A 13,945-nucleotide genomic window follows, 5' to 3' on the forward strand; every position below is an offset into this window, starting at 1 on the left:
GAATTAAGCGGCTTCGTTTTTTTTGTCTAAGATGAATTTATGCAGGTCTCCTAAAGTGCGGATGGCCTTGAAAGCTTCATCTTTTTTGATCTTGATCCCGAATTCCTGTTCCAGAACGATGACCATATCCACAGCATCAAGGCTGTCGAGGTCAAGGTCGTCCTTGAAGATTGCGTCAGGCACCATCTCATCCAGCTCCAGTTCGAATTCTTCAGCTAAAGCGGAGTTGATTCTTTTAATGATTTCTGCGTCGGTCATTTATGTCTCCTCAAAACCAGAGATGTATTAATACCACCAAGGGCGAAATTATTTTTCAGCGCATATGTAATGGGTCTTTCCTGCAAATGCAAGACGTTGTTTATTGCAGAACATTCTGCGGCTGGTGTAGTAAGATTTGCTGTGGGAATGATTGTACTTTCCTGCATCATGCGTACTGTAGCGATGGTCTCAATGGCTCCGCTGGCAGCCATGGTATGCCCCAGATGTCCTTTTAAGCTGCTGACCGGGGGAGTGTTACCGAGCAAATTTGCCACTGCCTGTGCTTCGGATGCATCTCCCTGCAGGGTGCCGGTGGCATGGGCGTTCACGTAGTCAATTTCTGAATCGGAAATCCCGGCATCATTCAATGCTTCAGCCATGCAGCGTCCAATGGCCTCTGTACTTGGCGAAGCCATGTTGCTGCTGTCGCACAGGGATGAAAAGCCCGTGATTTCGGCCAGAATTTCAGCCCCGCGTGCCTTGGCGTGTTCATAGCTTTCCAACAGCAGGATGCCCGCGCCTTCGGAACAGACAATGCCGTCCCTCTTGGCGTCAAAGGGTCGGGACGCGGTGGTGGGATTATTTTCCCCGGAAATGGAGGCCGCTTCGATAATGTCGAAAGTCCCCACGGTCAGGGGATGAAGTTCATCTGTGCCACCGCAGAGCATTACGTCCTGCTTGCCGCAGGCAATGGCTTCCGCAGCCAATCCGATGTTCTGGCATCCGGTGGAACAAGCTGCCGAGGCCGCAATTACCCGTCCGCTGATATCAAGAAATTGAGCAAGGTTGGCGGCTGCGCTATGGTTCATAATTTTGAAAAATTCAGTACCGCGGATGGCTTCAAGGGAATTTTCCGGTAGATAGAGCTTGAAGAATTGTTCTAAAGCCTGTGAGCTTCCGGTGGTGGAGCCTACGGAAAGTCCGGTCCTTCCTCCGGTCAGAGTATCTGCGTCCAGCCCGGACTGCTCAATGGCTTCAAGTGCGGCAAGTGCTGCGAAGATGGAAAGGTTGGACATGGTCCGGCGGGCTTTGCGTGGAATAGCCTTGGCTTTTACTTCCGGGACCCGTCCGGCGATGCGCGGACGCAATCCTTTTACTGCGTCAAGTTCTTCCATACGGCTGACTCCGGAACGTCCGGCAACAAGCCCGTTCCAGAGTTCTTCCACACCACTGCCCAGCGGGGAAATTGCGCCCATTCCGGTAATGACTACGCATTGTATATGCATCTCAGTTCCTCGTGAATCTTTTCGTGTCCGTAGATGAATCCGCAGGTCAGGTAGGCGGAAACCACCGCACCCATCACTCCGGGGGCGATGATGGATTGTCCGGCCAGCAACAACCCTTTTACTTTGGTCGCCGGGAGTGGATTATATTGTGTAACAGTATGGGCCGCGCCGTACATGCTGCCGTAGGGGGAGTGGCAGTAATCGCGTAAGCTTAGCGGGGTTGCCGCATCAATGAATTTTACCTTTCCGCGTAATTCCGGGCAGCGCGCAAGGACTTGTCCTTCAAATTCAGCTTTTAGTTCAGTCTTGAAATCGAGATAGTCCTGCGGTCTATCCCTTAAGCTTGAATCCTGCCATTTGCTGAACTTATCAAAGCTGTAGGGCATGATGGCGGTGACACTTTGCTTTCCGTCCCGGCCAAGTGTTTGCCCTGCGGAAAGGAAGATTGCGTTATCGCCCATATCTGTTTTGCCGGAAAGGACTTCGCTGTAATCAGATTCAGGCCAGAGGTAGATGTTGCGACCTTGCAGGGCATCAACCGGAGTCTCGGCGATTCCGAAGAGGATCAGGGCGGACACGGTTTCCTGAAGTTCATTGATCCTGCGTTTGAAGACCGGGCGGAAAGCTCCGTCTTCTACACAGCGCAGCATGGATGCCGGATGTGCTGACCAGATGCAGATTTCGCCACGCAGTTTGTTGCCGTCATCCAGCAGCAGGCTTCTGAAATTTTTGTCTTCGTCGTGGCTGATTCGCACGGCTTTTTTGCCGCAGAAAATATCCACCCCGTGTTTTTTGAGCTGCTTCAGGTAAGCATCAACCAGTGCTTTGCCACCGCCTTCAATGGTATGCGAGGAGCGGAAATATGATCCGGCAACAAGGGCATGGGTGGAGAGCATGGCCTGCTCCGGTGGGGTGCCGTAAAGTAGCGTGTGGCAGCAGAGCAGGTCTTTGAGTTCCTGATTCCCGGTGATGGAATCAAGATAATCGCGCAGGGATTCAGTTTCATCATGGGCTAGGGAATCCAGACTGAAATCCAGCTCGAAATTAAGGAAGGCAGAGGATTCAAAAATGGTCCTGATCCGTTCCAGATATTTATCAATGGCTTTTTGTTCAGCGGGAAATTTCTGGCAGAGAGTCCGGCGGACTCGTTCATAACCATGGGGCAGGCAGACTTGGTTTTCCTGTTTTTCAAAGCGAAAGCAATCACAGCCGTCTTCTTTGAATGGAATTTTGACCAGTTCGTCTCCAATACCCAGATGTTTGAAATATGTATCCAGTGGATCGCCGTCACCCAGGCCGCCAATGAGGTGGATTCCTGTTTCGAAATGTACTCCCTGTCTGCTGAATCCGCGTACTGTCGGTCCGGGCAGGGGGAAGGATTCCACCAGCGCGACCTTGTACCCCTGCTTGGCCAGCAAGAGGGCGGAGGTCATGCCGGAAATTCCCGCACCAACAACTATGTGATCGTAATCAGCCATTAGAATTCAAGAACGAGGCAGGAGTTGGTTCCGCCAAATCCTGCGGAGTTGAGCAGGGCTTTCTGTGGTGGATGGTTGTCGGTTTCAGTGAGGATGTTCAGACCGGAAGTTTCTTCATCTCCAGCGCTGAAATTGATGTTCGGCGCAGTGAATCCGTAGCGGTTCATGAGTGTGGTGTAGACCACCTGACTGGCCCCGGACATCCAGAGTTCATGTCCGGTCATGGATTTGGTGGAGGAAATGCGCGGACTGTTCTCACCAAAAAGAGTTTTGATATTAGTAGCTTCGGCGTTGTCTCCGGCCGGGGTGGCGGTGGCATGGGCACAAATGTAATCTATGTCCGCCGGGGTAAGTCCGGCCTGCTTGAGGGCCTTGGCTCCTGCTCTTGCCAGCCCGTCCCTGCCGGGAACGGAGATATGCTCTCCGTCCGAGGAAAATCCGTATCCGCTGACCACACCCAGAATTTCGGCACCGCGTTTTTGGGCTATATCGTAGCGTTCGAGCATGATGGCTGCAGCCCCTCCGCTGGGCACCAGCCCGTCGCGGTCCTTGTCGAATGGTCGGCTGGCCTGCGCCGGGTTCTCGGTGCGGGTTGAAAAAGCTCCCAATCCGTCGAAGCTGCACATGGACTGCCAGTTCAGTTCCTGAGCACCGCCGCAGATGATCCGGTCCTGCTGGCCTGTGGCAATGAGATTGAAGGCCTGCCCCACAGCATGCCCGCCGCTGGAGCATGCCGAACTGATGGTCCATGCTGCTCCGCGGGTTTTGAAAAGGGTGTTCAGGTTCATAGTCACGCAGGAGGTCATGGAACGGAAAACAGCACCGCTGCCGATTAGTGATGTCTCGCCCCGTTCCTTGAGTAATTCTACCTGTTCAAGGGCGGCAATACAGCTGGAGTCACAACCGAAAATGAGACCGCTTTCGTCATTGTGCAGATCTTCTTCAGCAAGGCCGGATTGTTCAAGGGCCTGTTTGGCGGCCGCGTATGCCTGTACCGCAAACTCAGGCATGGTCTTGCGCTGCTTGCGGGCCAGCCATTTCTTGGGATTAAAGTCCTTGATTACCCCGGTCAAAGGGCTTTCAAAGCCGAGCTTGATGCGCTCTTCATCCACTTCAATGCCGGAGCGTCCGTTTCTGAGTGCATCGGCAATGGTCTCAAGATCCGACCCCAGAACCGAAATGGTTCCGATGCCTGTGATTACCACTTTGTACAAGAGAATATCTCCCGGATACTAGGTCTGACGTCCTTAAAACAGGTCCACAAAATACGGGTTCACTTTTATTTTAAGGAGAAGGTAAATATATTATTTTTTGAGTCTGATGCAGGTCTTCTAGGTCGCTGGACGAAACACTAGGTATGAATTCCGCCGTTTACAGCGATGGTCTGTCCGGTGATATAAGAAGCTTTGTCCGAGCAGAGAAATGAAACAACTCCGGCAACTTCCTGCGGTGTGCCTAATCTTTTCAGGGGAATCTGCCCTTTGATTTGATCTACAGGCAATTCAGCGACCATATCTGTTTCGATAAATCCGGGAGTAACCGCATTGACCAGAATGTTGCGCTTGGCAACCTCCACGGCCAGCGAGCGGGTGGCTCCGATAAGTCCGGCCTTGGCGGCAGAGTAGTTGGTCTGTCCCGCAACACCTGTTTCACCGGAAGTGGAAGCGATGTTGATGATCCGTCCGGTCCGCTTGCGCAGCATGCGTGAAACCACAGGCTTGGTCACATTGAAGAAGCCGCTTAGATGAACCTGCAGAACCTTGTTCCAGTCTTCGGAAGACATCATCATCATGATGGAATCACGTGCGAATCCGGCATTGTTGACCACGATGTAGGGAACTTCTTCTTGGAGCAGGGGAGAAAGAGCGTTTTCCACGGCTTCTTCATCGGTTACGTCAAATTTGAGCAGGGTGCATTCCCGGCCCATTTCGCGGATGGCAGCAGCTGTTTTTTCTGCTCCCGCATCATCACTGCGGTAGTTGAGCCAGATATCGTAGCCGTCTTCAGCCAATTGCAGGGCGATGGCTGCGCCTATGCCTTTGCTGGCTCCGGTAATTAAAGCAATCTGTGACATTTCAATCAGCCTAAAGCAAAAAGGGGCGTAAAGCCCCTGTCTGCGGAATTATTTGTTTAACTTAAATATTGTCTTCTTCGGAATGTCTGCCATCATCGTAGCCCTTCTTGAATTCTCCGGGCATTTCCTTGACTTCTTTGACGGCCTGACCTGTGGCCTTGCCGATTTTCGCACAGCCAAGGGAAGAAATCATAAGTGCTGCAATGATCAGTGCAGCGGCAATTCTGGTGATCATATTTCCTCCAGCAAGTTTTTGTTGTGAATAAATAATCCGGTCTGTTCTGAAAAGTCAATTCCACTCAGCTCAGCAGGCAGCCAGTCAGTGTTGCCAGCCTGTTGCGTCCAGTCTGCTTGGCTTCGTAAAGGGCGGTGTCGGCTACTTCGATCAAACGTGCCGGGGTGGTAAGGCGTCCGTCATTGCTGGCCAGTCCGATGCTGATAGTCATGATGTGTGTCTTCCCGTCGTACTCAAAGGGGGTGGACTCCACGGCCCGGAGCAATCTCTCGCCGATTGCGGATGCTGTCTTTTGGTTTGTTTCGGGCAGGAGCAGGGCGAATTCATCTCCGCCCAGACGGGCAAGCAGGTCGTTGCGTCGCAGGTGGGATTCACAAATGTTAGCCAGATGGCGTAATCCTTGGTCTCCGGCCTGATGCCCGTATCGGTCATTGAGTTCTTTGAAATGGTCAATATCAAAGAAGAGTACAGAGAATACTGTTCCTTCATTAATGGAGTAGTCGATGAACTCCTGAAGGCGGTGCTCAAACAGGCGGCGGTTGGTTACTCCGGTAAGCGGATCGGTAACCGCTTCCTCGCGCAGCCGTTCTTCCTCGCGTTTTCTTTTACGGATATCGATCAGGATTCCGGCCAACTGTTCCGGTTTGCCGTCTTCACTACTGCGGATGTTGCCGATGACTTCCACCCAGCGCAGGTCGCCGCAATCAGTAAACAAACGCATGTCAAAACGGAATACTTTTTTGCGGTCCCCTTTGAGATATCTTCTTACCGAGGAAATCAGCGGTCGGCGGTCGTCCGGGTGGATCAGGTGCAGGGCTTTATGCAGGGAAAAGCGGATATTGTCAGTTGGTAGCGGGACTGAATACAGAAGTTCGGGGGAGCACCAGATTTGTCCGGTCTTGAAATCAAATTCCCAGACGCTGCTGTCAGTCAATTGCTTGAGGATGCTGAACTGTCTGCGTTTTGCGCTGAGGCGGTCCCGTAGCACAGCGTTCGAAATAAGATATCCGGCGGTCTTCAGAAGGGCGACTTCCACGTCCGACCAGTCATAGGCCCGGTCACAATCGTCAAACCCCAAGGTTCCCCACCACTGGTCTTCGACCATGATCGGGATGGTTAGCATGGACTTGATTTTCTGGACTTCGAGATTGTCCCTGAACCAGCCCGGTTCCAACTTGTCGATGACCATTTTTTGCCATTCGCCGCGTAGTCTGCTTTGGATGGTTTCCCGGTATTCAGGGCGGTCAATTTTGTTGGTGAACATGCTGAACATGGGCATGCCCAGCTGTTTGTAACGGGCTGCGCCAGCCCATTCAAAGGTGTAATTTTGAGTAATATGGGTTTCGGTAACTTCGATTGTTTGAAATATCCAAACCCTGCTGACCCCGGTAGCCTTTCCCAGAGCAGCAAGCAGATCGTTGACTCCATCCGGCCAGCCTTTGCCGGATGTAAGTTCTTCTGCGCTCCGGGCAATAGCCGAGAGTACGGCAGCATTGGACCCCTCTTCATAAGAGTTGCCCAGATTTTTGAAATTCCCCGTATTTATACCCATAACGGATTGTATTTCACGTATAAGCGGCGTTCGTCAACCTGTGGATCAGGAGGATTGGTTCTGCTGTAGTGTTCTCATGATGACTTTGTATAACTCTTCTTTGATCACCGGCTTGGCGATATAGTCATCCATGCCTTGTGATATAAACTGGTCCCGGTCACCCTGCATTGCGTAGGCAGTGATGGCTATTATGGGGATTCGTTTATTATGTGCACCGGCTTCGCCTTTCCTTATGGCTTTGGTTGTTTCAATGCCGTTCATTATTGGCATCTGCACGTCCATGAGAACAAGGTTGAAATCTTCGTAGAATAGTTTGTCCAGAACCTGTTGGCCGTCGGTTACCGCCTCTACTGTGAAGCCCTGTTGCTCGAGGTATTGCTTGGTGTAGAGTCTGTTTACTTTTTCATCTTCAGCTATGAGGATACGGTATTCGCCGAATGAGGTTATGACTTCAGGTTCTTCATTCGAATGTTCGCGGTACAGGGCTTTGCAGTCAGGGACAGTAAACGGAATGGAAATATAAAAAGTTGTTCCTTGGCCGGCAGTACTTTCCACAGTAATACTCCCGCCCATAAGTTCGGTGAGCCTTTTACAAATGGATAACCCCAGTCCTGCCCCCTGATATTGTCGGGTATATCCTTCGCTGGCCTGCGTGAAGGATTGAAATAGCAGGTTCATTTTGTCTTCTGCAATTCCTACCCCGGTGTCTTCAACAGTAAAAAGGATATGACAGTTCCCGGGAGTGCTGCGGGGCAAAAGTTGCGCTGCTATTGAAACATGTCCTTTGTGGGTGAACTTCAAGGCATTACCTACAATGTTGGTCAGGACCTGCTGTAAACGGGCCGGATCTCCGATGACAATCCGGGGCAGTTTTGAAAGCAGATTGAGCTCCAGATTGACTCCGGAACGTCTTGAAGTGACTTCAAAAAGTTCGAATACGTGTTTCAACTCATCAGCAGGGTTGAATTCTTTGCTGTAGAGGGTCAGTTTGCCTGCTTCGACCCGGGCCAGGTCAAGAATGTCAGACAGTACATTGTTCAGACGTTTGGATGCCTGCATTGCCGCATTGATATATTCTTCCTGCTTGGGAGTCTGCGTTTCTGTCTCCATGAGTTGCAGCATACCCATGATACCGTTCAGCGGGGTGCGGATTTCGTGGCTCATGTTGGCAAGGAATTCGGACTTGGTTTTGCTGGCAGCTTCAGCTTTTGCCTTTTCCTGTTCTACCCGCTCAAGCGCATTTTTAAGTTCCGTGACATCGCGAACTATCCCTTCAACCCGTATGGGGGTTCCTTCCTTATCGTAGAAGGGAACATTGCTTTGCTGCAGCCATTTCGTTTTCCCGTAGCGATCAATGATCTGGTACTCCACAAGAGGGGCCATTTTTCCGTAAGCCATGTCCCTCCATTGCTGGTGCATGAATTCCTGCCAGTCCGGGTGGATCAGGTCAAAGAAGAATTGTGAATCATTGTAAAATGTTCCCGGAGGGTAGCCGGTGACATCCAGACAGGCTGGGCTTACATACTTGAATTTTTTATCGGGTACTGAAAAATGGTAGATGAGGTCTTTGGTATTTTCCGCCATTACTTTAAAGCGGGCTTCAGTTTTAGCCAGCTCGGCTTCTACTTTTTTTCGTTCGGATATGTCTTCAAGGGTGGCGATAACTTCCGTGGGATTTTTACCTTTCTTAATGGGGTTGAATACGGCGCGGATATATGTGGTTTTATTGCCGGTAACGGAAGTATAAATGTCCTCGTATTCTGATCTGTTACCTTCAACTGCCTGTTTTACCGCAGCACTCATTTTAGGGGAGCTTTTGCGTATTGTATTGAACCCAATCAGCTTTTCCTTGCTTGATCCCATCAGATCTATGAACTTCTGATTGCAATCAATAATGGTTCCTGTTTTGTCAAAACGGATCACTGCCAGCGGAGAAAATTCAAAAATTAACCTGTAGTGTTCTATGTCCTTTTGTTTTTTCTTGGTTATCATCGATTCTCCGAAAATATATTGTTTGCCGTTTAGGCATGAAAGCTAAGGCACAATACAGAAAAATCAATTTATTGTGAATTAGTTGGGTGTTTTTTATAAAAGGATGCTTGTATAGTTGGCCTATTTCGGCTTTTGAATAAATGTTTGTAATTGAAACAGTTGCTTAACGGCTGTATAAGTAATGTAATAATGTCTTTCCCATGTTCTGTTTTGGCTTTACTGGAGTGAAGTATGACTAAAAAATGTATTCTGGTCGCCATGCTGGGTGCTGCCATAATGTTTTTGGTTCTTTGGATGACCGGTTCGTTTAAGTCCGGGATGATTGAACAGGGACGTATTGTCTCTACACGAGTGGCAGAAGCTCCGGCAGTTACTGCTGTTGCTGAGCTGGTTAATGTGCCTGTTGTTTATGAAGCAGTAGGAACCGTGCGTCCTGAAACTGAAGCCTCCATTGAGGCGCAGGTAACAGGTAAAGTGCTTAAGGTTATGGTCCGCTCCGGGCAGAAGGTCCGTAAGGGCGATAAGCTGATCGTTTTGGATGACCGTGAATTCAAGACCCGGCTTGAGAGCGCAGAGCAGGGACTCAAATCTGCCGAGGCCTCCGAACGTCAGGCCCGTGAAGCCATCAACGCAGCTAAGGCCGAATCCGGCACAGCCACGGCCACATGGAAGAGGATGAAGAAACTTTTTGCGGATAAGGTCGCAACGCAGGATGAGCTTGACCGGGTAGAGGCTGCCTACCTTAAGGCCAAGGCTGCTCTGGCACAGGCCGGAGACGGTTTGGATGCAGCTTCCGCAGGTGTCCGTCAGGCTCGCAAGGGTGTAGAGGCCGCCCGCATTAACCTTGACTACACCACCATTACCGCTCCGGCTGACGGTGAAGTTGCCAAGCGCATGGTCGAGCCCGGTGATCTTGCTTTTCCCGGTAAGCCGCTCATGTTGATCCAAACCGGTGGGACATTACGCTTGGAAGCCCTTGTGCGTGAAGGTGTCATCGGACAGGTGCGCATCGGCCAGAAACTGGGTGTGGACATTCAGGCTTTTGGCGAACAGACCGAGGCGATAGTGGAGGAAGTGGTTCCTTCTGCCGATCCTTTGACCCGTACCTTCTTAGTCAAGGTCGGACTTGATCCATTACCCGGACTTTATCCCGGCATGTTCGGGCGTTTACTTATTCCTGTTGGGGAAAAGCAGACTGTGCTCCTCCCGGCAAAAGCCGTGACCCGTGTGGGGCAGCTTGAGACCGTGCTTGTTAAGTTGGTCGAAACTTGGGAGCCGGTTTATGTGCGCAGCGGTTCGAGCCATGGGGATAAATTGGAGATTCTTTCCGGACTAAGCGGCAATGAAACTGTGGGCTTTGAGTTCTCCGCAGCCGGGGGACAGCAATAATGTCCGCCCCATTAAATCCTGAACAGGCCCAAGGGCTGATCGCATCGGCGGTCCGTTTCTTTCTCCATTCAAAGTTGACTGTGGTGCTGGTCATCGGTGCTCTCCTGCTGGGCGTGGCCGCTGTCCAGCTCACCCCGCGTGAAGAGGAACCGCAGATAGTGGTGCCCATGGCTGACATCATGGTGCAGGCTCCCGGTGCCGGGGTGGAGGAGGTTGAAAAGCTGATCACCACTCCGCTGGAACGCATTCTTTGGCAGATTGACGGGGTGGAGTATGTTTATTCGGTTTCACGGCGGGATTCGTCTATGGTTACAGTTCGTTTCTATGTGGGCGAGGACCGCGAGGAATCCCTGATCAAGCTGCATAACGCCATTGCCAAGAACAGGGACTTGGCGCCGGGAATTGCCGCAAGCTGGGTTATTAAGCCTGTTGAAATTGATGATGTCCCCATTGTTGCTTTGACTCTTTATCCGTCTGCCGAAAGCAAAGATATTTCCGATTTTGAATTGCGCAGGGTCGCTGAGGAACTGGCTTCCCGGCTGGCTGAGGTGGAGAACCTTTCGCGCGTTTCACTTGTTTCCGGACGTTCCCGTGAAGTTCGGGTGGAGCTGCTTCCTGAACGCATGGCCGGGTTTAATATTTCCCCGCTGGAAATTGCCGGAGCACTCCAAGGAGCGGATCAGTCTGCCGTTGCCGGTTCAGTTCTTTCCGGGAATCGCGAGATTACTGTGTCCGCTAATTCCTTTTTGGAAGACGCCGCTGATGTGCGTAATCTGGTGGTGGGTGTTTTTAATTCCCGTCCGGTTTATCTGCGTGATGTTGCCGAAGTCATGGACGGCCCGCAGGAAGCAGATTCCTATTCGCGGATCGGTTTTTCACGTATGTTCCTGAGCAATATGGGACAGGAACCGGAGCAGGGTTCCCGTCCGGCAGTGACTATTGCATTCTCCAAGAAAAAAGGGACCAATGCGGTCAAGGTTGCCGAGGCCGTGCTTGAACGCATGGAGCAACTTAAGCAGGCTATTTTGCCCGCCGGGATTGAAGTGCAGGTTACCCGTGATTACGGTAAGACCGCAGACGCCAAGGTTGATGAGTTGCTCGGTTCACTGGGCTTCGCCGTCATTACTGTAGTTATCCTGCTGGCTCTGACTCTTGGCTGGCGTGAAGCCGCAGTTGTGGCCTTAGCTGTTCCGATAAGTTTTTCACTGGCCCTGTTCGTCAACTATTTGCTCGGTTATACCATCAACAGGGTAACCCTTTTCGCGCTTATACTTTCTCTTGGGCTGGTTGTGGATGATCCCATCACCAATGTGGACAATATTCAGCGGCATATTCTCATGAAAAAGAAGAAACCGTCTGAGGCGACTCTTGATGCGGTTTCCGAGGTCCTGCCTCCGGTTATCATGTCTACGCTGGCGATCATTGTTTCATTCGTGCCGCTGTTTTTCATTACCGGGATGATGGGACCGTATATGGCGCCAATGGCCGCCAATGTTCCGCTGACCGTGACCTTCTCAACTGTCTGCGCCCTGACCATTGTGCCTTGGCTGGCCTTCCGTTTGCTCAAGAATTTACAGCCCAAGGCTGCAGCAAGCGGCTCCGGTCCGGGACGTATTGAGTCCATGTATACCCGGATCATCACTCCATTTTTAGAATCCCGTGTGCGGCGCTGGATGCTGGTTGGTGTGATCGTGGTCGGGCTGCTGTTCTCCATGGCCTTGGCCGGATTTAGGATGGTTCCGCTTAAGATGCTGCCCTTTGACAACAAGAATGAATTCCAGATTGTCATCGACATGGACGAGGGGACACCCCTTGAACAGACCGACCGGGTAGTCCGTGAAATGGAGCAGGTTCTCAAAACCGTTCCTGAAGTGACCAACTACGTGACTTATGCCGGAGAGCCTTCGCCCATGGATTTTAACGGGCTGGTCCGCCATTACTATTGGCGCGAGGGTGGGCACATGGCCGATATCCGGGTCAATCTGGCGGATAAATCCCAGCGCGAAGAACAGAGTCACGCCATTGTGCTTCGTTTGCGCAATGAATTGGATCAAGTTGCCCAGCGCAATAATGCCAATATCAAGATTGTTGAATCTCCGCCCGGACCTCCAGTAATTTCCACCATTACCACAGAGGTCTACGGAGCCGAGGACCGTCCTTATTCGGCCCTTATTGAAGGAGCGCAACAGATTGCAGCTACCATGGATATAGAACCCGGAGTAGTGGATATCGACAGTTCCACCGAAGCTGACCAGACCATGGTCGACTTTGTGCTCGACAAGGAAAAAGCGGCTCTGCATGGCGTCAGTGCCCGCGATGTGGTCAATACTTTACAGATGGCCTTGTCCGGTATGGTTCCGGCCACAGTACACGAGCAGGGCGAACGCAATCCGCTTCCGGTGCGGCTCATCCTTCCGCTGTTGCGGCGGGCAGATGTCTCTTCCCTTGAACAACTCAAGGTGCGCACTGCTGACGGCAAGTCTGTGCCCTTGGCCGAGCTGGGCAGTCTGGTGGAAATCAGCCGTGAGCAACCCGTTTATCACAAGAATCTCAAACGTGTGGTCTATGTGTTCGCGGAAATGGCCGGGCGTGCACCGGGGGAAGCCATACTTGATATGCAAAGCAAGCTTAAGCAGGACCCGTTGCCTCCGTTCATCTGGTCCGACTGGGCCGGGGAAGGCGAGTGGCAGATTACCTTGGATGTTTTCCGTGATCTCGGCCTTGCCTTCGGTGCGGCCCTGCTGGGCATTTATATTCTGCTCATTGTGGAAACAGGGTCCTTCGGTATGCCGCTGCTGATCATGTGTGCTATTCCGTTGACTTTGCTGGGCATCATGCCCGGATTCTGGCTGCTCAACCTGATCAGTGCCGGGACAGTGCAGGGCGTGGTTGGTGAAGCTATTGCCGATCCGGTTTTCTTCACTGCTACCGGTATGATCGGCATGATTGCATTGGGCGGGATCGTCATCCGCAATTCGCTGGTACTTATCGATTTTATCCGTCAATCCGTTGCCGAGGGTATGGAATTGAAGGAGGCGATCATCAAGTCCGGTTCGGTGCGTTTGCGGCCCATCGCCCTGACTGCGGCAACCACCGCCCTTGGAGCATGGCCCATCACCCTTGACCCGATCTTTTCCGGGCTGGCGTGGGCACTGATCTTCGGGCTGTTCGCTTCCACCTTGTTCACGTTGCTGGTGATCCCGGTGGGCTATTATGTTTTTGAGAAGAAAAATAAGTAGGATTGACTTACGTCATATAATTCCTACCATCTTTGTGTGAAATTTAAGCCGTAGAGGTTGAGAAATTCAACCTGAATATAAAACGACCCATTTACATGGAGGTTCATATGGCTGACTTCGAACTCAAGGATCTTACGAACGTAACCATAAAGAATATTGACCATAACAAGGTGCTTAATCTTACCGATCTGGTTGTTTATCAGGAAGGGCAGGTGGTCAGCAGGACTCTTTCGCAGGTAAAGCAGATTTCCCTGACCCTTTTTGCTTTTGATGCCGGGGAAGGGATCAGCACCCACAGCGCACCGGGTGATGCCATGGTGCAGGTGCTGGACGGAGTTGCCGAAGTGACCATCGGTGATGAAGTCTTCAACGTAGCGGCTGGAGAATCTATTGTCATGCCCGCAAACATCCCCCACGGCCTTGAGGCCCGGGAGCGGTTCAAGATGCTGCTGACTTTGATCAAGCAGTAGAATTCAATAATTGAAGAGGAAGTCCGGTTGCA

Annotated in this window: 11 protein-coding genes; 3 read left to right on the plus strand and 8 right to left on the minus strand. The window is 51.5% G+C overall.

What is annotated here, in order from left to right; translation table 11 throughout:
- Positions 1 to 3: 3 nt before the first annotated feature.
- From ACO05Z_RS01920 to ACO05Z_RS01955, 8 genes are all read right to left on the minus strand, one after another.
- The gene (locus ACO05Z_RS01920) at positions 4 to 258 is read right to left on the minus strand and encodes an acyl carrier protein (protein WP_421899959.1); all 255 of its coding nucleotides are present in this window, start codon (positions 256 to 258) and stop codon (positions 4 to 6) included.
- Positions 255 to 1,484 (minus strand): beta-ketoacyl-[acyl-carrier-protein] synthase family protein, encoded by a 1,230-nt coding sequence (locus ACO05Z_RS01925; protein WP_421899961.1) that lies wholly within the window; start codon positions 1,482 to 1,484, stop codon positions 255 to 257. The genes ACO05Z_RS01920 and ACO05Z_RS01925 overlap by 4 nt, the downstream gene beginning before the upstream one ends.
- On the minus strand, positions 1,466 to 2,962 hold the full coding sequence (locus tag ACO05Z_RS01930; RefSeq protein ID WP_421899963.1) for a phytoene desaturase family protein: 1,497 nt from the start codon (positions 2,960 to 2,962) through the stop codon (positions 1,466 to 1,468). Before ACO05Z_RS01930 ends, ACO05Z_RS01925 begins: the two co-directional genes overlap by 19 nt.
- A complete protein-coding gene (locus ACO05Z_RS01935) occupies positions 2,962 to 4,176 on the minus strand; it encodes a beta-ketoacyl-[acyl-carrier-protein] synthase family protein (RefSeq protein ID WP_421899965.1) in 1,215 nt (404 codons plus the stop codon). Before ACO05Z_RS01935 ends, ACO05Z_RS01930 begins: the two co-directional genes overlap by 1 nt.
- A gap of 137 nt (positions 4,177 to 4,313) precedes the next feature.
- The gene (gene fabG, locus ACO05Z_RS01940; RefSeq protein WP_421899967.1) at positions 4,314 to 5,036 is read right to left on the minus strand and encodes a 3-oxoacyl-ACP reductase FabG; all 723 of its coding nucleotides are present in this window, start codon (positions 5,034 to 5,036) and stop codon (positions 4,314 to 4,316) included.
- Positions 5,037 to 5,097: 61 nt separating this feature from the next.
- Positions 5,098 to 5,271 carry a hypothetical protein gene (locus ACO05Z_RS01945; RefSeq protein ID WP_421899969.1) on the minus strand — a complete coding sequence of 58 codons (174 nt, stop codon included), beginning with the start codon at positions 5,269 to 5,271 and terminating at the stop codon, positions 5,098 to 5,100.
- Positions 5,272 to 5,335: 64 nt separating this feature from the next.
- Complete coding sequence (locus tag ACO05Z_RS01950; RefSeq protein WP_421899971.1) at positions 5,336 to 6,823, minus strand: sensor domain-containing diguanylate cyclase; 1,488 nt, start codon at positions 6,821 to 6,823, stop codon at positions 5,336 to 5,338.
- 45 nt (positions 6,824 to 6,868) lie between these two features.
- Entirely contained in the window at positions 6,869 to 8,815 is a 1,947-nt protein-coding gene (locus ACO05Z_RS01955) for an ATP-binding protein (RefSeq protein ID WP_421899973.1), read from the minus strand.
- Between the two features lie 231 nt (positions 8,816 to 9,046).
- Between ACO05Z_RS01955 and ACO05Z_RS01960 the strand changes: the two genes are divergently transcribed.
- From ACO05Z_RS01960 to ACO05Z_RS01970, 3 genes are all read left to right on the plus strand, one after another.
- Entirely contained in the window at positions 9,047 to 10,204 is a 1,158-nt protein-coding gene (locus ACO05Z_RS01960; RefSeq protein ID WP_421899975.1) for an efflux RND transporter periplasmic adaptor subunit, read from the plus strand.
- Positions 10,204 to 13,443 (plus strand): efflux RND transporter permease subunit, encoded by a 3,240-nt coding sequence (locus ACO05Z_RS01965; RefSeq protein ID WP_421899977.1) that lies wholly within the window; start codon positions 10,204 to 10,206, stop codon positions 13,441 to 13,443. Before ACO05Z_RS01960 ends, ACO05Z_RS01965 begins: the two co-directional genes overlap by 1 nt.
- Positions 13,444 to 13,550: 107 nt before the next feature.
- A complete protein-coding gene (locus ACO05Z_RS01970; protein ID WP_421899979.1) occupies positions 13,551 to 13,913 on the plus strand; it encodes a cupin domain-containing protein in 363 nt (120 codons plus the stop codon).
- The last annotated feature ends 32 nt before the right edge of the window (positions 13,914 to 13,945 follow it).

Origin of the sequence: Maridesulfovibrio sp., assembly GCF_965230075.1 — a bacterium.
In the GTDB taxonomy this organism is placed as follows: Bacteria; Desulfobacterota; Desulfovibrionia; order Desulfovibrionales; family Desulfovibrionaceae; genus Maridesulfovibrio.